16 protein-coding genes and 1 pseudogene are annotated in these 20,263 nt (G+C 40.5%); 3 read left to right on the top strand and 14 right to left on the bottom strand.

All coding sequences use genetic code 11. The annotated features are described in order from the left end of the window. Positions 1–14: 14 nt before the first annotated feature. Positions 15–1,046 (bottom strand): UDP-glucose 4-epimerase GalE, encoded by a 1,032-nt coding sequence (galE, locus tag F597_RS0107955; RefSeq protein ID WP_019539203.1) that lies wholly within the window; start codon positions 1,044–1,046, stop codon positions 15–17. Between the two features lie 134 nt (positions 1,047–1,180). Next, positions 1,181–4,447, bottom strand: coding sequence for a S41 family peptidase (locus tag F597_RS0107950; RefSeq protein ID WP_019539202.1), 3,267 nt, complete (start codon positions 4,445–4,447; stop codon positions 1,181–1,183). A gap of 207 nt (positions 4,448–4,654) precedes the next feature. On the opposite strand from F597_RS0107950, the gene F597_RS21585 reads away from it, so the two are divergent. Both F597_RS21585 and F597_RS0107940 read left to right on the top strand, forming a co-directional pair. After that, complete coding sequence (locus F597_RS21585; protein ID WP_019539201.1) at positions 4,655–5,641, top strand: peptidoglycan bridge formation glycyltransferase FemA/FemB family protein; 987 nt, start codon at positions 4,655–4,657, stop codon at positions 5,639–5,641. Positions 5,642–5,774: 133 nt separating this feature from the next. Beyond that, entirely contained in the window at positions 5,775–6,689 is a 915-nt protein-coding gene (locus tag F597_RS0107940; RefSeq protein WP_019539200.1) for a hypothetical protein, read from the top strand. Positions 6,690–6,808: 119 nt separating this feature from the next. On the opposite strand, the gene F597_RS0107935 is transcribed toward F597_RS0107940, so the two are convergent. The 11 genes and pseudogenes from F597_RS0107935 to F597_RS0107890 form a co-directional block, all read right to left on the bottom strand. Next, complete coding sequence (locus tag F597_RS0107935; protein ID WP_019539199.1) at positions 6,809–7,648, bottom strand: head GIN domain-containing protein; 840 nt, start codon at positions 7,646–7,648, stop codon at positions 6,809–6,811. 255 nt (positions 7,649–7,903) lie between these two features. Further along, positions 7,904–8,431, bottom strand: coding sequence for an outer membrane beta-barrel protein (locus F597_RS0107930; protein WP_026327258.1), 528 nt, complete (start codon positions 8,429–8,431; stop codon positions 7,904–7,906). Between the two features lie 152 nt (positions 8,432–8,583). After that, positions 8,584–9,591 (bottom strand): immunoglobulin-like domain-containing protein, encoded by a 1,008-nt coding sequence (locus F597_RS0107925; RefSeq protein WP_019539197.1) that lies wholly within the window; start codon positions 9,589–9,591, stop codon positions 8,584–8,586. A gap of 13 nt (positions 9,592–9,604) precedes the next feature. Beyond that, positions 9,605–10,027, bottom strand: coding sequence for a putative signal transducing protein (locus F597_RS20390; RefSeq protein ID WP_019539196.1), 423 nt, complete (start codon positions 10,025–10,027; stop codon positions 9,605–9,607). A gap of 159 nt (positions 10,028–10,186) precedes the next feature. Further along, positions 10,187–11,251, bottom strand: a complete 1,065-nt coding sequence (locus F597_RS0107915; protein ID WP_019539195.1) for a hypothetical protein — start codon at positions 11,249–11,251, stop codon at positions 10,187–10,189. A 155-nt stretch (positions 11,252–11,406) separates the two neighbouring features. After that, positions 11,407–12,741: pseudogene (locus F597_RS21575) on the bottom strand (outer membrane beta-barrel family protein). 70 nt (positions 12,742–12,811) lie between these two features. Then, positions 12,812–13,318 (bottom strand): hypothetical protein, encoded by a 507-nt coding sequence (locus F597_RS22320; protein WP_052319810.1) that lies wholly within the window; start codon positions 13,316–13,318, stop codon positions 12,812–12,814. 70 nt (positions 13,319–13,388) lie between these two features. Then, positions 13,389–14,441 carry a BF3164 family lipoprotein gene (locus F597_RS21565; RefSeq protein ID WP_019539193.1) on the bottom strand — a complete coding sequence of 351 codons (1,053 nt, stop codon included), beginning with the start codon at positions 14,439–14,441 and terminating at the stop codon, positions 13,389–13,391. A gap of 7 nt (positions 14,442–14,448) precedes the next feature. Then, entirely contained in the window at positions 14,449–15,093 is a 645-nt protein-coding gene (locus F597_RS0107900; RefSeq protein ID WP_019539192.1) for a hypothetical protein, read from the bottom strand. A gap of 48 nt (positions 15,094–15,141) precedes the next feature. Beyond that, on the bottom strand, positions 15,142–16,194 hold the full coding sequence (locus F597_RS0107895) for a BF3164 family lipoprotein (protein ID WP_081624344.1): 1,053 nt from the start codon (positions 16,192–16,194) through the stop codon (positions 15,142–15,144). Between the two features lie 33 nt (positions 16,195–16,227). Next, positions 16,228–16,623, bottom strand: coding sequence for a hypothetical protein (locus tag F597_RS0107890; RefSeq protein WP_019539190.1), 396 nt, complete (start codon positions 16,621–16,623; stop codon positions 16,228–16,230). A gap of 565 nt (positions 16,624–17,188) precedes the next feature. Here F597_RS0107890 and F597_RS0107880 point away from each other — a divergent pair. Further along, positions 17,189–19,111: a carboxypeptidase-like regulatory domain-containing protein gene (locus F597_RS0107880; protein WP_019539188.1), complete on the top strand. Its 1,923-nt coding sequence runs from the start codon at positions 17,189–17,191 to the stop codon at positions 19,109–19,111. 99 nt (positions 19,112–19,210) lie between these two features. Here the strand turns inward: F597_RS0107880 and F597_RS0107875 are convergent, their stop codons facing one another. Further along, positions 19,211–20,257, bottom strand: a complete 1,047-nt coding sequence (locus tag F597_RS0107875) for a DUF4249 domain-containing protein (protein WP_019539187.1) — start codon at positions 20,255–20,257, stop codon at positions 19,211–19,213. Between the last annotated feature and the right edge of the window lie 6 nt (positions 20,258–20,263).

Genomic DNA, 20,263 nt, shown 5'->3' with positions numbered 1-20,263 from the left:
TGTCCGGAAAACTATTACATCGTCCCTTTTTCCCGGAGACGCTGCTGCCATTTCCAGGCCGAAGCCATAGTATCCTCAATAGTTTCTACTGCTTTCCAGCCCAGCACGTTATTGGCTTTATCGGGTTGAGCCCAGATCTGCTCGATGTCACCTTCCCTTCGTCCGACAATCTTATAATTCAAAGGCTTCCCCGACACTTTTTCGAATACTTTGATCAGCTCCAGTACGGAAAGGCCGGTTCCGGTCCCCAGATTAAATATCTCCACCTTCTCATCCGACTTGTCTTCGAGCATCCGTTCAATAGCGATGACATGTGCTTTAGCCAGATCCACCACGTTGATGAAATCACGGATACAGGAGCCGTCGGGAGTATTATAATCGTCGCCGAATACGCTTAGTTGCTGGCGTATGCCGATCCCTGTCTGCGTGATATAAGGCACTAAGTTCTGCGGTACACCTAAAGGTAATTCCCCGATCTCGGCCGACGGATGAGCGCCGATAGGATTAAAGTAACGAAGAATGATACTCTTGATAGGAGCGCCCGAATGTACAAAGTCGCGGATGATCTCTTCGTTGATCTGCTTGGTATTTCCGTAGGGTGATGTGGCCGGTTTGACAGGGGCATTCTCATCGATCGGATTTGTATCAGGTTCTCCATAAACGGTACATGAAGAAGAGAACACGATCCCTTTCACATTATGCAGCGGCATCAATTCCAACAGGTTAATCAACGACACTATGTTGTTGCGATAATACATCAACGGTTTTTCCACCGATTCTCCTACCGCCTTGCTGGCTGCAAAATGGATGATACCGTCGAAGGTATATTTCCGGAATAATGCCTTCATCGCCTCAAAGTCGGTACAATCGAGTTTATCGAAAACAGGGCGTTTTCCGGTAATGCGGGTGATGCCTTCCAATACATCGGCATTGGAATTGGATAGATTATCTATAATCACCACTTCGTACCCGGCCTGTTGCAGTTCGACCACGGTATGAGAACCGATATATCCGGTTCCTCCTGTTACAAGAATTTTTTTTGCCATAATATTTTATCAAATTACTAATTATCAATTACAAATTACTAATTATCGATCTTCCATACCTCCTCATTCTCCCAATCTCCTTATCTCCCAATCTCCTTATCTCCCAATCTTCCGATCTCGACTCCCAGGCATTTTTATTTTTCACTTTTAACTATTAATTCTTCACTTTTCAATAGTTCCTCCACTGCCCGTTTCAGTTGCAGGTCATCATCACTCAGCAGCGATTCCGGAGAATTATATACCTTCACATCAGGTTCCAGTTGATTGTTTTCCATCACGGTGCCTTTCGTATCCACCACAGTCACCTGCGGGATGCCGAATACCAGCGATGGATCGACCTGCGTCTCCCACCATACGGCAGTCATGGTTCCCGGCACGGGGGCACCCACCAGTTTTCCGATCCCTAACTCTTTATAGACCCAGGGGAATCCGTGTGCGTTGGAGTAGTTGCTCTCTCCCATCAGCACAATGGAAGGCTTGTTCCATTTGTTGAAAGGATCACTGCCGATATACTCTCCACGGGGTGTAAATCGTTGGTACTCCTTCCCGCTCAGGAGAGTCGCCAGATCATCGTGTAGCCATCCTCCTCCATTGAAGCGGGTATCTACCACTACGGCCTCTTTATTACGGTATTTCCCGAGCAGATTCTGATAAACATCCCTGAAACTGCTGCTGTTCATTCCGCGGATATGGATATAGCCAATGCGTCCGCCGGAATATTTTTCAGTCAATTCTTCCCGCTGTTCCACCCAGCGGTTATATAACAATTCGTTCTCCTCTCCGTAAGTAATAGGTTTCACGATTTCTTCGAACCGGTCTCCTTCGCCGGGTGTATAAGCAGTGATGATGACATGTTTACCTGCCTTTCCGTCGAGCAAATGCCACCAGGTCTTTCCCGCTTCCACCGGTTCCCCGTCGATCTTCTCTATGACCACACCCGCCTTCAATTTCGTATTCGCCTTGATAAGAGGGCTTCCTTTCATGATCTCTTTGATCTTCAAACCGTCTCCTTTATGGGTATCATCCCAGAATACACCCAGGGTAGCTGTCTGCCAGCTACTCCGGGGAGGCGAATAACGGGCACCCGTATGCGATGCATTCAGTTCACCCAGCATCTCCGACAGCATTTCCGCAAAATCGAAATTATTATCGATATGTGGCAAAAATCTGCGGTATGTTTCTCCATACATCTTCCAGTCCACACCGTGTAATTCCTTATCGTAGAATTTATCCTTTACCTGCTTCCACGCATGATCGAAGATATAGGCCCTTTCCGCTGCACCGCGGTAGTTAAAGGGGGCGGAAAACGATACTTCGGTCACTTTCCCGTTCTCTATCTTCTTTATCTTTCCCTGCGATACCAGGTACAGGTTCTTTTCCTCTTTGTCCGGAAGCAATAAACCATAGCCTACATCTTTGCTTAACAGTTTGGTCGTGTTTTCAAGGAAATCCTGTTCCCATAAGTCGACTCCTTTCTCAAAACTGGCAAGATAGTAGAGTTTGGATCCATCCTTGTTCAGGTATGCATCGGACAAATTGGAAGAGTGGCGCGTCAGGCGTACCACCCTGTGACGGCGGTTATCAAGATCGAAAACGAGCGGTTCCACAGTTTTGGTTGAATCCTTATCCGCATTCGATTCATCTTTTGCATCCTTATCTCCTTTTTTCTCCTTGTTTTCAGACTTCTTATCTTTATCCTTCGCCTCTTTTTCCATCTCTTTCTTCAGCGCCCGCTCCTCTTTGTCCATCCGGAAATCATCGTAAGCGTCGGGAGTAAGGAACATCAGATAGGCATCGCGATGTGCTCCCCAACTGCCGTGGCTGCGATATCCGGCCCGGTCGGAGAAGAACAGGATCGCCTTACCTTCCAGCACCCATTTGGCTCGTACGTCGGTATAACCGCTGAGCGTGAGGTTGGTCGTCTCTCCGCTTCCATCAGCTTTTATCAATGCCACATCCTTGTTATTCCAACCACCGGTATCTATATAATCCGAGAGAAGCCATTTGCTGTCGGGCGACCACTGGAACCACTGGTCACCATCGCTGTAGGAATAATTGTATTTGGCATCCATCACCTTTCGCGACTTCTTGCTTTCCAGATTGAGCACATAAATCGCGGAACGGTCTTCCAGATAAGCGATCTCTTTCCCGTCGGGAGAGAACAGCGGCTGGAACGAAGGAGCGTCGGTGTCGGTCAGCTTTGTCTCTTTCAGTTCGCGGGCATAACAGAAATATTTGTCTTCTTTCCGTACCAATTCGGTACGATAGATATTCCAGGTATTGCCACGTTCGGCTGAGTAAACGAGTGAACGTCCATCGGGACTAAAGTCCACATCACGCTCCTGTTCAGGGGTATCGGTAATACGTTTCGTGGTATTGAACTCGATGGAAGTGACAAACACATCACCGCGGGCAATAAAGGCGATCTCCTTTCCGTTGGGTGAGACGGCGATACTTCTTGCGCCGGTGGTAAGGGTCTGGGGAACCATGTCCCTTTCAAAATTGTCGGAAACGATACGGACATCTATTTTACGGGGTTTTTCACCCTTTTTCATATAGTACAACTCCCCGTTAAAAGAAAAGCAGAGATTGTCACTTTTATCGGCTGATAAAAAACGTACGGGATGATCCTTGAAGTGTGTCAACTGAACCGGTACGTCTCCTTCAAGACCGGCACGGTATACGTTGAACGTTCCGTCCTGCTCGCTCAGGTAATAGAAACTATTCCCGTCGGACGACCAGACACCATTGCGGTTTTCACCTTTAAAACCGGTCAGTTTCCGGTGCATCTTCTTTTTGCTGTCATACAACCACACATCACGGGTGATGGACGAGGTATGGTGCTTCCTCCATGCATCCTCATAACCTTTCCTGTCGGTATAAAGCCATAAATCCCCGTGCCGGGCAATATCCTCCATATGAGTCGGAGAAATCATCTGTGGCCGATCCCCATTCAATGACACAGTATAAATCTGGTTAAACAATCCAATCGGGAATTGCTGGCTTTCCTGTGCCGGCTGGATAAAGGTGCTGAACAGTACGGTTGTGTCGTTTTGAAACCCTTCGGGATATTCGTTATTGGAATGGGAAGTGATGCGTTTGGTCTGTCCGGTTTGGAGTGTAACCACATATACATCGAAATTCCCTTCACGGTTGGAAGCAAAAGCCAGTTTATCACCCTTTGACGACCAGACCGGGCGGGTATCGTAAGATGCATGTGAAGTCACTTGTGTAGCTTTTCCGCCGGAAACCGGCACGGTAAATATATCCCCTTTGTAAGTAAACGCCACGGTGGCACCGTCCGGGGAGATCACACTATTACGGAGCCAGAGAGGGGCTTCCTGGGCATGCAGCCAAAAAACAGCCAGTAAAAGCAAGGAAGAAAGCAGGATTTTTCTCATTGAAATATTTATTAGATCATGGGCGGTCAGACGGTATCATACCGTTTACACACCGTTAATTTGCAAAATTACATAAAAATTATAAAACCTAAAACCATAATAGTGTCAAACAGGCTGCGATTATCGAAAAGAGACAATCACATTGTGATATTAGTTTTTTTTAGTATTTTTGTTTAATATTGATCCGTGTTGCGCACTCAAACAGATATGGGATACAGTGTAAAAGCATATTATCGTAAAGAGGATCTTCCTCCGATGGAAGAAATCAATTTTTTTCACAGCCCTTCATCGTTCGATTGGTACGGCAACAGTCCCGCCTATACCCCTTTAATGCTTGTTATTTTCGAGGATAAGGTGCCGGTAGCCGCCATGTTTGCCGTCATTGTGCGGATCAATCGTTTCCTGAGAGGTAAACTATTTAAAAGATGCGTCATCTCCCAACAACCGGCTTTCTTCAGAAAAAAACTGCCTCAGATAGAGATATTCGATACCCTTATTGCCCATCTGGTAAAAGAGGTACGTAACCGGGTTTTTTTCATCCGTTATGAAAATCTAGGAAATGCTATTTTCGGTTATAAGGGGTTTCGGGAAAACGGATTCTATTCGGTAAAATGGATCAATATCCGGAACTCGCTCCAGCGTAAGAGAAGAATCTGGGATCAGCTTTCGAAGAGCAGGAAGAACCAGGTCAATAACGCATTAAAAAAGGGGGTCGTGATGGAGGAATTCACCTCTGAAGAGAAGTTACCGGAGATGTACAAGCTGATCCGTGATACAAACAACAAAAAGATATCGCGCCGGTTCCCACCCTACCAATATTTCGAGAATTTCTTCTGTCACTACATAAGGCAAGGCAAAGGAAAAATATTGCTTGCCCGCTATCAGGGTAAAATTATCGGAGGCGCCATTCTGGGATTCGAGAAAAAAGAGACGGTCTATTGTCTCTACTATTGGGGCAAATCGAAACGATACAAGTTACTCTATCCCACAATTTTCACTATTTATCAGGCGATGCAGATATCGGAAAACAAGGGTTTCCATTATTTCGATTTTATGGATGTAAGTTTTCTGAATAAAAATGCCGGCCGCTCACGGTTCCTGCTTCAGTTTGGTGGTAAACAGCGGGCCACGAGGCGCTGGTACCGGTTCAACTGGGGGTTACTCAACTTCTTTGCCAACCGGATCTACGATTGAAAGTTCAGCTATATCAAGTAAGAAGTAGCCAAAAAACCTGAAAGCGAATTTGATTTTAAGAGAACAATATTCCAATCAAAATAATTAACTTTGCATCAATACGCAGATGTTGAATTAAGGAATAAGGAGCGGTATGAAAGTTATACATAATTGGATCGGAGTGTTATCAGTGGTTTGCATTCTTGGAGTTGTTTCATGCAATAAAAATGATAATATCGAGTTAATATCTCCCTTATATAAAGACTTGAACCTTTCAGGCCGAGGTAATCTTGAGATACCCGTTTTGACGGATAACTGGCATATTGAATCTGTTCTGTACGTGCCCTCAAATGAAGTGATGTTAGACAAGGAGGGCAATCCCTTGACCTTAGGAGACGGAACAATTGAAGCGGCAAACGGCTGGCTGGCTTTAAAACGCTCTGAAGACAATAAATTAATAGTTACCTTAAAAGAGAATTTCGATGTATCGAATGAACGTAAATTTGCCATATATATAAATGATGGAAGCCATCGCGACTACGTCTCTATTGTTCAGCAGGCAGGTGCGGAATACGAATTAGTGAAGTCTGAATACGAAGAAATAGAAACGGAACGTGAAATATATGTAAGCGACGAAGGGTGTAGCAGCATAACATTCACCAATAATACTTCGGAAGCTGTTTGGGAACCTACCGGATATATTTTTGAGGATGTAGTAGAGTCATCAAGTTTCGAAAGCGACGTTTACGGGGCATTCGATTGGACTCAGGGAAAAAATATCGAGATCAGCATGCCGGAATTACTTATAGATAATAAGATATACTGGACGGACAGATGCTTATATAGAGAGGGGCCTACAACAACCCCGTATATCAAAGATATCCCCGGTGGTAGTAAAATCCTGGTGCAACCCTATTCCACGCTAAAGTTAAGAGGAGAAGTCACCTATTGTAAACGGGTTTATAATTGTACTTTCACCATCGAGAATACCAGCAGCGGTACCCGGTTTGAAACAAGCGGTGTATGGACACATATTACACCTATTGCAACACACACAATATCAGAGTAATAAATTAAAGCCACTTCCTATCAATGTATAGGAAAATGGCTTCAATTTTTTGTAAAAATTCACCTTTTCAAGTATGCCTGTGTTACCGATTGTCAGGCTATATAGTGGCTATTTTATTATCAGCTGAATTTCAATGAACTGCTCTTATTTACTCTTTTGTTTACATCGCCCGGATTACCGAAACAAGTTACGTCGGCTGAACCTGACACAGTGATATCGAGGCGGTCTGTAACACGGATACTCCCGTCGGCAGCACCTGAAAAATCGGCATTACAATTACGTGCGTTGAGTTTGGAAGCAGAAACATCACATCCGCCACTCGCGGTCAGGGTAAGCTCGTCGGTCTTCCCCGTCAGTTCAATGTCACAACCTCCGCTGGCGGAAATCCGGGTCGTTTGTGCGGATATATCACACAGTTCCACATCACTACCACCGCTTACATCGGCTCTTACAGCCTGTGCGGAAATAAACCTGATCTCCGCATCACATCCACCCGAAAACTGTCCTTTAAATTGCCTACAGTCCAGCCTTAAATTTTCCAGATCGGTGCCACCACTCAGTGCAAGCTCGAAATCGCCGGTTTTTAGGGGTGTTTCAAAACTGATATCCACACCACCCGATGCTTCTATCTTTCCTAAATCCGTAACGGTAACGTATGCCTTTTGGATTGTGTTTCGTGTGTTACCTAAGTTGCGAAGGGAGAATGTACGGTTGTTTCTCTTATTATAGATATGCAGCGTGCCGTTTTTGACTTCCACTACGGCCCTGTCCAACACCTCTTCACTGACTTCTATGGAAACCGACTGGCGGTCGCCCTGGCGAACAATAACATCCCATCCTCCCGAAGCATTGATAGCGGAAAATGACGCTACCTGACGGTTCTGTTTTATGATTCTGTTTTGCGCCGGAGCGCTGACAAATGCCACAGTGGCAAGGATAATAGTGAATAATGTCTTCATTGTTAATAGTGTTTAGTTTATATTTTTTATAGTGATTGCTTTTTAGCTTTTAAAATACGCATGTAAAAAAACGGAGTAACCATTTTCCTCCCGACACAAAATTTCCTTTGCTTTCTTATTAGACGTAATTAACTCTTGTTTGGTTACATCTTTCTTTATCTTTTTTACTATTTTTTTCTTTCATCCTAAAAGTAAAAGAATAACTTTCTTCATTTTGCAACCAGTGACAGGTTATTTCAATTTTCCTTATCACTGCTAATCCCGCTCATATCGATCAAATCTTGACTTATCAATCTCTTTTCGTTCCTTTTTCGAATAGTCTCCGAAACGATAGGAGAATGTAACCCGGAAGAATGGCGTATCGGCATAATCATGCATCCTCAGATTCTGGTTTTGCCAATTCGTTTTCAAGGTCACACTGCAGGTCTTGAAAATATCCTGTACTTGAACACCTCCCTCCATACGCCGGTCTCTCGATTGCCATTTGACTCCTGCCGTCACATTGGAATAATGCTGAATGGTATAAATTCCCTGTATGGCACCTGAAAGATAAAAGGCCGACAACTCTCCCTGGATGCTGGGAGTGGATGAGATATTAAAACTGTTGTTTATCTGGGCAGAGAATGAATTATGACTATTCTTGAATGCCAGTTCATTGAAGTCGCTATCTTTTTCGGTCTGCCTGAAAAAGTTGAGCGTTAACTGGCTCTCCATGAAGTTCCCCACCCTTAAAGGTATCATACCGACAATACCGTATATATTCCGGTAGTCGAGGTTGACCATCTGAAACCTGTTCTCAAGCTTTTCGAATGACTGGTAAGGCAATTGTGAATATAATTGAAGTTCAAATTACTTTACAACTCTTCCCATCTGGATTAATTAATTGAAAACTCACCTTTTTCACTGGCGTTGATAATTTGACAATTTAATTATGACTACTCAATATAGAATTCCGCATAAGTTTTGTATTCCTCTTTAGTTCTTTTAAAATCAGGTTTTGTATACTCCACGACAATTCTATGCCTGCCTTTTGAATAGAATTTCCAATGTTTGAAGTGTCCTTTTTTAAAATTTACGGACGCACCGGGTTTCAGTGGATAAGCTGTACCAGTAAATATTAGAAGATAAGATTTGTCATTAATGACGACAGTCTCGGGCAAAAATAATTCTCTCCATAAACATTGGTCGTTATCAAAGAATTCAATATGGTAATGCTCCCCGGTAATAATTGTATCATTTGTATTATTTGTTATTTTCACCTCTACTTTATCGGGAAGTGCGGAAAACTCAAAAACTCTTGTCTCCATAGATAACTTTACTGAACGGTGGAAGGTGTCCGGGATTTCGAGAGGCTCAGGCATTCTAAGAAGGAAAACGGTGCCCCACAAACGGTGCTTATAAAGTGTAAAATCAAGTTCCTGGTGATTCTTTAGAAACCATGCAACAGTCACGGGGGATAAACTACCGGCCCTGTTCAAGTCCTCATATATGCTGGCATAACGATCGTCAGACTCACCTATCTCCTGCAGATATTTCTTATATTTTCCCTCAAGATTCAGGTCAAGGTATTTTCTGCATTGTGATTCCCATGGAATATATGCCAGACTCTCTATCCAGATGGAAGAAAAGGCATCATTATCTATTGTTTCCAAAAATTGAAATTTTGTACTGTCATTCAAAAGTGGAGTAAAATTCCCTCCACTAAAAACATCGGTGCTCAATTTTTCAATATAGGCACGATAACTTTCATTGATACCCGTATGTCCTGTCTTTGCCGATACGATACTATCCACGAAGTGGATCATATGCCCGATGCCTTCTAATTCTGTCCGGGTGAAGATTTTCTTTGCAGTCTCGTCCGGAGTCACATCGTTAACTGCAGGATTACAATTTTGCAATATGACCAATATTATCGAGATAGATAAAATAAAATGTTTCATCATTCAGCGTTTGGCATTATTTTTTTACTCTCCACTCCTTTCCACAATCAAAACAGATATAGGAATTTTTAAACACCGGAAAAATAAACCCCACGATCAGATAAGGTATCAGTGTAAGCCAATTGGCTTTTCTCGTCCGACTTATATTTTCAGAATGACAGAAAGGACAGGTATTTGTCCCGTCAAGTTCTCTCTTTGAAAAGACAACTACCTCGTGAGGGATCTCTTTTACACTATCTATAATAATTAACGCCCTTTCTACATCTTCGGAAGGGACTTGTAATTTCACGCCCCCAATTGCATTGGAGTAGAAATTATGTACCTGTACCGTCATTTCATCTTTGAGAAAGGTTCGTATTCCTTCTGATTCCAGTTTTCCCCTGATCACGTATGCCTCATGGGGATAAGTAAATGTTTTTATCGTGACAAGTTGTTCCATTTCCGTCTAAAAAATTATCTCAGTTGATAAGTAGAACTCTTATTGTTCAAATAAATTTAATTCTATATATTCACTAACACCTTCTTCCATGTGTCCGTTCCAAACCATTACAATTTTCGATTTATTTCGGTATCGAATAATAGTTACGCTTCGCTATTTCTACAGGTGGGAAATCACGGGTTCTGCATAAATCACATATTTAAAGACGTCTAAAGTATCAATTATCAATAAAACGATATTGGCATGTTCCGTCACCCAAATGGCACAAGGATAGTCATGGGGATATTTTTTCTGTTCGGAAAACAACTCGTCATACAATTGGAACATCTTTTGCTTCTCTTTATGATCCTCATAGGCAGGTTCTGCATAGAGCTTGCTGAAATAGGAATAAAGTATATCGTAACTTTGATCCCTGTCAGAGGAGAGAACCACTTCAACTGACGGAACAGGACCATTAAAGCTGTATGAAGTCATCAAACCAGGATTGCTGCCAAGTACATCGACATACGCAGTCCATGCCTGTGACGTTTTTGTAATATCTTTCCAGTCATATGCCAGAAAATCCTTGTCATCGGTGACAGATATATCAAGTTGGTCACAGAAAATCTCATTGTTGTCTTTCCATACGGTCAGATACGTTTCATATTCGCCGGGGAACAGGAAACAATGTCCCCATTCCATAACAAGGTCCGAACCATGTCCTTTATAATCAAACACACGATAACTGCCGCTCTGTCCCTTCACGCTCCAGACTATTGAGTCGCACACGGATGATAGTTCGTTGAATACCGGTTCTGAACTATCATTGCGGAGATAAAAACTCATAATGTCGAAAATGTTCCCTCCCGGCTGCTTCACTGCAAGGCGAGGCATCGGATATTCCGTGACTTTCACTTTTATCGTGGCCGACTCTCCCGTCACATTGTCCGTAACGACAATGCTGGTTTCGCCTTTCTGCTTGCCTGTAATTTCGATAATAGCCGTGAAACCCTCATGATTGCCCCACTTGTAAACGGCATCAATCAGTTCGGGAGAAGCTATATCCAGTGTCGTGTTTTCATGGGCAATCAGATAAATGGATGTAGTACGCAGTTGCATCACTTCACACGAATTCTTGGATAATTTCAGGTGATATTCGGTTTTGTCTTCATCATCATTACAACTGACAAAACTGATTGTACCAAGAAACAACACCAATATTCCGAATAAAAATTTAGTTTTCATTCCTATACTTTTTATCATAAATTTATTTTCTGTAAAATTATCACTATGTTCTGATAAAGCAAAAATTGAGACCTATTAAAAGAACATATATTAGATAGACGCAAAAAGTGAAAAACGCTGCACTGTTTCTAATTATTATTTTTAATCGCCACCGGTTAGAATGATAAACGGTTGATTTCCGCATCACCAGCTCCGGTTCCTTTGTACTTACTCCTTGCCGAATTGAAGTTATAACGTACTGTCAATTCCACTTCACGACTGTCGAAACGGTTTAATTGGTACAATTGCATTTGGCTGTTGTACACCAAATTACCATCTTTACGGGTGTTGAATATATCATGCCCTTTCAGTTCCACGCGCAGACTGTTGTCGAAGAATGATTTGGTAGCACCGATATTTACGCCGAATCTGTGTTCGATCAGATGAACATTCTAAATATCGCCTTTTCCCTGATAATTGGCATCGAGCGTCAGAATAAATTCTTTCGGGAGTTTAAACGAGTTTTTGAACGAAGCGGTAGGAAGCGGTTTATTCAGTTGGACAGGTTGGTTGTTCATTGTAATGGTAACCCACTGTTTGATAAATCCTCCGCTCAATTGGGGCGACCAAATGCCGAATGTGGGCGAAAGGGTAAGATAAGCCGTAAAACTAGGCAGTTTATCCAGATTTCGATACGAAAGCAATGATATAGCCGGATTTTTCTCCATTTGTTCCACCCAATTGATAATCGCGCTCTTTTCATTTGCATAACTTGCCATTAACTGCACGAATTTCCATGTGCTAACGAGCGTTACATCGTGTATAACCGACGGTTCCAAAAACGGGTTTCCCGTTTGCATCAGAAAACGGTTGGCGTAAAAAACATTACTGCTCAACTCACGATACCTCGGACGTTTGGTTTTGACGGTATAGCTCGCTTGCAGATAGACGTTTCTCACTTGCGTGGAAAACGAAACGTTCGGAAACCATTGTCCGTACTTACGGCTTTGCCCATCTATTTTCACGCCGTTATCGAAGTAATCGGAACGGAAGTTTTCATAACGTAGTCCCGCGCCTAACTGCCCGATAGGGATGGCGCGCGAATATTCCGCGAAAAAGCTGTTGTTCCGCTCCTTGATGGTCGTATTCGATGTCTGGATGAAATTTTCCGCGTTGCGGTAATCGTCCTCGCGGAAAGTGGCGGTATTTTCGTTTCCGAGCGAAAATTTCCCGCCCAATACGGGATACGGCAGCACTAATTTGGTAGCGGTAAGGCGGTTCTGTACGTTATTTTCCGAAGTTACCGTGCGATCGTCATAATTTTCGCTTGTTTCGGTTACAGACGAAATGGAACGGTTTTCGCTTGTAAAGAAATCGGCATTGAAATCAACATTCAAATCGCCGAACTTACCGTTGTAGTAGGCATTCATTCGGTGTGACGGCGAACTATGCGTTTTTGCCCTATCCACACTTTCCCATTGGTCGTACAAAACACCGTCGGCATGTACCATACTGTTGATTGTTGACATATTTTCTGAACGAGGAACTCCCGAAACTGTATACTTTACTCCTGCATAGTGTTTAGGTGAAATTTCGTAATTCACACCCGCAATTCCCCGCAAAGCTTCGTTCGTTCCGCTCACGTACATTATGTTGCTCTGTGCCCAAAAGCGTATCGACAAATGTTTTCTGCTCCATTTTGCGGTCCTGTATCCACTCATTGTGATTAAAGTAAAACGTTCCGAATACGTCCCAACCGTTCTTACGCCAATTCACATTCAGTTGTTCCGTCAAATCAGTATTTAGCCCCTGCCAATAAGTCGAGCGCACATCGAAACTGAAACTGTCGCCCGCTTTCTTCACGGTCGTAATGCAGATGACGGCTCCGTAGCCCATCGACTGGAAACGCCCTTTCGGGTCTTTATCGACCTCTATCCTGGCAATCCTGTCCGGTGGCAGGTTGAGGGTATATTCCTTGGCTTGCACCACTCCGTCGACAAGATAAAGTACATTTGTCTCATTGCCAACCCTTATCTGGTTCGACATCCTGTCATACCTCAATCCGTGTATCTGGTTTAAAATTTCCAATGTATTGGACGCTTTTTATCGCATCTTTTCAGTTACCAGGTACACATCGGCATTTAACTTTACACTGGCTTTAGTATTTGAACGCAATAACATGGAATTCGGGTTCTGCACTTAATCCATAAATTACCCGGTTTTTTACATCAACATCAAAGTTGAAAATTGTCTGGTCCAGTTTGTATATTTTCAATGGGCTTCCTTCCCAGTCAAAAACGTAAATTTGATCAATCTGATACATTGCATTTCCGGGTTCATATACTATTCCCGAATAGAGGACAAAGACTTCTTCTCCCGCATATTTTGGAAAAAAATAGCCGTCTCTGGATTTTCCGGGATTTGATCTGACTTTAACGATTTCTCCGTCATTCGTCTGTTTTACTACAGGAAAAAAGTGATCCGGACCATGTTTTCTATGTAACAACTTTCCGTCAAAATCGTATATCTCAATTAAATCTGTCTGTTTATGACTGACAAAAATTCTTTTATATTTATAATTTACTGCTATTTGAGACATAAAACCCTCTATTTTCTCAAAATCAGTAAACTCTATGCCACTTTCCGGATATTCCCCCCCTGTTTCCTTCAATTCTCCCTGGCCATCAAAAAAGTAAAATCTTTTAGCTTCCGGTTTCATCATGGATGCGATAATTGTATTACTGTCCAATACGGCCAGTTGATCTACATGGTCGTCGAAAGTGATTTTATTATTTTCAATTATTTCAATTTTTCCTTCTTCGAAATCAATCATATAACGGGAAAGGCTTCTTTTCATCTGGTTTAATATCCAAAGCCAATGGTCATTAGATTGGACGATTACCGGTTCTATAAAATCCTTTGGACCATTACCAAATGCTCCAAATTCTCCAATTTTGCGCAATGTATAAGGATCGAAAACATGAAAATAATTTTCAGTACTCCTATTTTTCATATATAGGAGAGAGTCCCTATAAGTAATACTTACCGGTTTCATTAATAAATCATTGAATTCGATTCTATCCCCATTTAGTACCCTCGTTTCTTTAAAATCTGAAAGTATTATTGTCTCCGCATTTTTATATTGATTTTCCTTACAAGAAAAGAGGCAGGAAATAATGATGATATGGAAGAATATAAATTTATTTTTCATGGTGAAATCAGTTTTTAATTTCTGTCAATACATAATACACGATAAAATATCGATTTAGATGTGGATATATGTTTTTATCCATATTCAGGTTATCAGGTAAAAATTCATCTTTCTGATTCTCTTTGATTAAATTTTCTATAGAACTATCCAATTCTTTTTCTTCATAAATAAGTAATATTGGTATTCTTTTATCATATTCATTTTTTTTTGACTTTTCAAACAAAGCATATTTAAAACGAGTATTCTCTGATGATATTTTTTGTCGGAAACTCTCACCTCCCGGATAATACGTGAACAAACGGAGATGCTTGTCATTTACTATATCAGGTATAATTTCCAGGATTATTTTATTTCCTTTCGTATATCGATCGGCTAAAATTAAATCAAACTCATTGACTATTTCTTTCCCCCCGGAATATTCTTTGACAAATAAAGTAAAATATGTATCATTCAATAATCCGTCAGTCAACACCTTAAGGCCTTCTGCACCTTCGGTTGGTTTTTGCTTCAAACTGTTATCCCCTCTGGGTCTGGTTTCTACCCTTACCTTGCTCCTATCTGGGAAAGGAACTTGTTGGGCTGGCATTTTAACAACAAAAAAGGCTGCCAGAAATAAAAAAGCAAAAAATATTTTCATCATTGGTCCTTTCATAATCTTTTTTATACTGATTCGTATTATTATTAAATTTTCAACTGTAAATTACAATTCTGTATCGAATTTATAGATACTGGTATCTTCTTCATCATCTGGAAAAAGTCCGAGAAAGTATCTGTCGTAAGGATCAACGTCAAAAGAAGCAAGTGGTTGGTCTGCCTGAATTGTGGAAACATGGTTCAAATCCCAATCGAAAACGAATATTTTGGAATTTTTTCTTTGATCTGCATCAATACCAATTTCACTCCGGTTCCACAAGCAATAGAAATAATTTTCAGTTCCCACCACGTCGAAAAAGAACATCTCCGTGCCATCAGAAAATTTCAGTCGTTCGAAATCCTCGATAACCGGTTCCACAATTTCTTTTCCGATTTGTATATCTTTAAGGATATTACCGTTAAAGTCAAATGCGACTATTCTATTGAAATATGTCAAGGCACAAACAACTATGCCTTTCTCTCCATTGGCCAGAATGCTATTTCTGTATAGATGAGTCACATCCTCATCATATTTCTTTTTGGTTTCAGGATAATAAGGCACCCATGCTTTGGTAGACCAGTGTTTATCCCATTTAAAATAAAGACCTTTATTAAAATGCTCAACTCCATTGGCGAAATAAAGTGAGTCTGATATTTTATTCAGGTTGATACTTGGCCAAAGCGAGTCGGGCATCATTTCTTTTTCAATTACATACCTTTTCTCTTCGGACTTATAATCAATATGTATAAGGTTCCTCCTATTCAGATCGAAAAGTTCTATATCACTTTTCCTTGAGATATCTTTCAGAAAGAGTGGAAACTGTATACCCTCGGGGCCCTGGCCTCTTTCTCCCAGTTCTGCAACACGTTCAAAGTTCTTTAAGGATAATGCAGTGATTGGATTTTCATTTCTCTGGGATGTAAGAAAGACGAGAGAGTCAGTAATATGCATATAAAAAAATTGCTGCATATCTTCTTTGAAAACCAATTGTCCCGCACTGGATGTCGTTTCTTTTTCGTCAACCAGGACGAAATGACCGGACGTTTCTTTCTTGTCTTTACAAGAAGAAACGAGGCAAAAAAAGCAAAGAAATAGTGTAAGATAAATGGATGGGGTCATAACAGATATTATATTAATGACAAGTTAATATCTTTATCTCATATCTATAAGGACAGGATCATCCGATTTGATTCTTTTCAATTCGCAGTGATATTTTTTGGTTTTGTCAGAATTGAAATATTGAATTATATCAACATGATTTCTTTTTAATAACCCTGTCTTTTGAGAAAGTGGCATATTGGTAATTTCGTACTCTTTCTTAAAAATATCGATAGCAAGAGAGTCGTTATCCTGATATACCTGCAGGGATTTAATAATATCAGCGCAGCTACCCTTGCTAATCCTACATTCTTTACATCCCCTAAATAATTCAAGGTTGTTGCTTCCGCTTTGATTATTTTCTTTTTGCTGCACTTCACTTTCCTGTGCTACGGAGATAAACGGTGTAGCCCAAAGTATCAAATAAAATAAATATTTACATTTCTTCATAACGCTATTAATTTAAAGATAAATTATATTCAACAATATCATATCCGGCCTGCTCTTCCTCTGGCTATAAAATTACTTCCCAAGTTCTTATTTCCCCAATAAACCACAAGCTATTAAATTCCCATCCGGTGAGAACTTCACATCAGTAATGATATAAGAAATTTATGCATAATGATACTATTAAAAAATAAGACAATCAACATTATGCTTCACGATACATTCACTATTTTAACAGATGCAATGGCGTATTAAAACGCTGCACCAAAAAAGTTAAAGAAGAATAATAGTCCTCCAAAATTGATATAGTTGAGTAAGAAAAAGGCAAGTTGTATCCCGATCATCAGGATTTACATCCCAAAACAGATTGGGAGAAAAGGCAGGTACGTTATTTTTATTTTTTCTCATTTTCTTCTGATGCACCTGGGTGCCGATTACCTTTTATACTTACTCAAAAGTAAGAAAAATAATTGTACTGCAAAAAATGATAAAAAATATGATTTACTAAAATTAGAATTGAGTATTTTTGTCATTATGAAATAATAGCAGATTAAATTGAAATACTGTAATGAGAAATATAAAGATTCTAAATATTACATTCCTAATCTTTTTCTCACAAGCTTTTTTGTTAGTAGTACATTCACAAACAAAAGTTATAAAAGGGAATATTATTAATGAATCCGACAATAGGGGTATCCCCAATATAAACATCTTTTTAAAAAACAGACATATTGGTACCGTATCAGATCAAAACGGGAAATTCGCACTAAATATTTCAGACAAGTACACAAATGAATACCTGCACTTTACAGGAATATCCTTTCAGGGGGACAGCCTTTTAATCAGGGATATTAAATCTCCGGCAACAATAAAATTATCGCCTAAAACCTACATCCTTTCAGAAATATATGTAATACCTGACAGCACCCTGCATACATTATTACGAAAAGCATATAATAATATTCCAAATAACTATCCCAATGTACCCACATTGTATGAAAGTTTTTACAGGGAGAGCGCACAAAATGAAGAAGAACTGCAGGCAGACTTTATAGAGGCTGTATTATCCATCTATAAAGACCCTTATCATAAACCCAGCAATAGCCCGGGACAGGTTGAATTGCTTAAATCCAGGAAAAGAAAAATCAGGGATACCGGTATATTATATTACGGGGGACCTTACCTGGCAATTAAGAATGATTTCGTATTATCCCGCGCAGAGTTTATCCGGCCTCAAAAATTTAAAAATTATGAATTTAAATTCAATGGAGTAAAGTCACTGGAAGGAAAAGATTTTTATGATATTAGCTTTCACAAAATATCTAAAGATTCCCTCACTCTTTCAGGAACGATGATGATTGAAAAGGAGAGCCTCGCCTATGTATCGTTTGACGTGAACAGACACTTAAAGTCAGCAAAACTACCTATTAAACAGCGAATAAATACGATCAATGTGGCTTATGAAGAGACTGCCGGAAAATGGCACCTGAAATACTACAGTTCAAAAAATGAGGATATCAAAAGATTTGATGAAAAAAAAATATTTGGTTCGATTGAATTTATTACAACTGATATTAAAAGTGATTCCATACGTCCAATTCCATATGAACGACAATTACAGTTTTTCGATCCCCTGATAACAAGGGCTGACGAATACAATAAAAAAGGATGGACTGATTACTCTATCCTTGACGGAGAGGACGCAAGTAAATCCAGGTTCCAGTTTACAATAGACGAATCAACTGAAATATTCAAGGAAAATTCACAAGCGAAGTCAATCCGAGCCATGAAATTGATTTCTGTCCTGACCAGATTCCATTATGACATCGGGGTATCGTACAGGCAGGTAAGGACAGGTGCTGTAAACCATGATATTTCTTTTCAGCCTGATGCCAATTCATTTGCAATCAAACACAATCAAAAAGCTACAAATGATAATATTCTTGTTCAAACCGCATTCGGATATAAACTGAATAAAAATATAAACGTATTCTATCAGGAAAATACCGATTTATTCAATAAATCAATCTCGATAAATGAAAGATATGTAGGAATTGGATACAGTAAAAATATAAAGCCGACAGGATTACCTTTATTCCTTGAAGCTTCTCTCATGTTTTCCAGTAATAGCTATTATTCGGATCTTGGTAAATATGATAATCCAATGGCTTTCGATTACAATGGAAAGAAGATAGATTCAAAAGTTGTATCATTCGATTATGGATATAAATATAAGTCTGTTACGCCCCAAATATCATTATCAAAAGGAGTCAGCAGGCTATTTTCCATGAAAATGTACGTGTCGTATGATATCCATTTACTCTCTGATAAGATATTCCGGGTAAAAGAAGAAAAAGGCGGGTTGTTCTCAAAGAAGAAAATCGAATTGAAAGATAATGATATCAATCTCAATTTTAGCAATGAATATTCCCCGTGGGATTCTTTTGGTGTAGGCAATGCACAATTTGGAATCCTGCTAAGATTTAATTAGAAACTACAAATTTTCACTATGCCATCGTCGGTACCAAGTCCGTACCTTCTCCGGTGCAACACCATATCATCCTCATAAATTTATGAGGATGTACCGGAGTTAGTACGGGAAATAATAGGGCAAATAATTTGATTTAAAGCGAGAAGAGAATCGGCAAGTACTGTATGCGCCAAGAATACCCACACCATTTTCTATATTGGAATAGACCTGCACCGGTTCGGTAAAGGGGCCGTAATCTTCGGCATTCAAGGCTTTATTGCCTGAAATGAGGTACTGGTACATATCCTTTGAAATCTCACCTATTTCTATGATATATTCCACTGTCAACTCTCCCCGGGAATTGCTCCCATCATTTATTTTCTCTCCATTGACATACGTTGCAGACTCCAGAATATCAGACAATGAAAAATCGAACAAGATATCTTTCCCGTCTACAAACAGATCCGAAAAAAGGTTATCCGTCCTGTCCGACTCTCCCTCATCACCGAAAATACCCTCAAAGATATTGCCGTTATCTGTAATATTGTTCTTCAATACTTCACTGAGTTTCAGCTCCACTGTCCTTTCCGTAACTAGCATGCCATTATCTGAGAAGTACTGTGAGGCTTTTATAAAGTAATAATTTTCTTCGTTGGCTGCATCTGTTAATTTCAGTTGTACCTGCATATTACGGGATGTAGTTTTAGTTACGGTATTGGGTTGATAGGGATTACTGTATTCCTCTTCCTGGACAGTCACTGTCGAATCATTGACCACGACACCGGGCTTTTTCGGAATTCGGGTTTGAGATGTGACCCTGCTGAGTCCCTCGGCAATAACTTCAATCTTTATATTATCACCTGCCTTTGGCAAGTAGGTTCCCCTGTATATTCCATTCTCACTATGCAAAAGCTGCTCTTTCAGATCGTCGTTTACAAATACAGATACCGTTGCATTGGAAATATGGTTGAACGGAGCTATTTCCCCAAGGACGAAACGGCTTTGGGACAGATGCACGGAAACAACCGAATCAGGAGTAAGCAATGCATTCACCACCACTAGCGGATCGGTGATCTTACCTTTAAATTCGATGTCTTTTTCGCAGGATATAAAACAAGATGTGAAGATGAATAGCAGAAGGGTAAATGATTTATATGCTCGTTTCATTGTCTT

This window comes from Proteiniphilum acetatigenes DSM 18083 (assembly GCF_000380985.1).
GTDB classification, from domain to species: domain Bacteria; phylum Bacteroidota; class Bacteroidia; order Bacteroidales; family Dysgonomonadaceae; genus Proteiniphilum; species Proteiniphilum acetatigenes.
The sequence above is the reverse complement of the archived record's forward strand: the minus strand, read 5'-3'. Positions and strand labels throughout refer to the sequence as shown.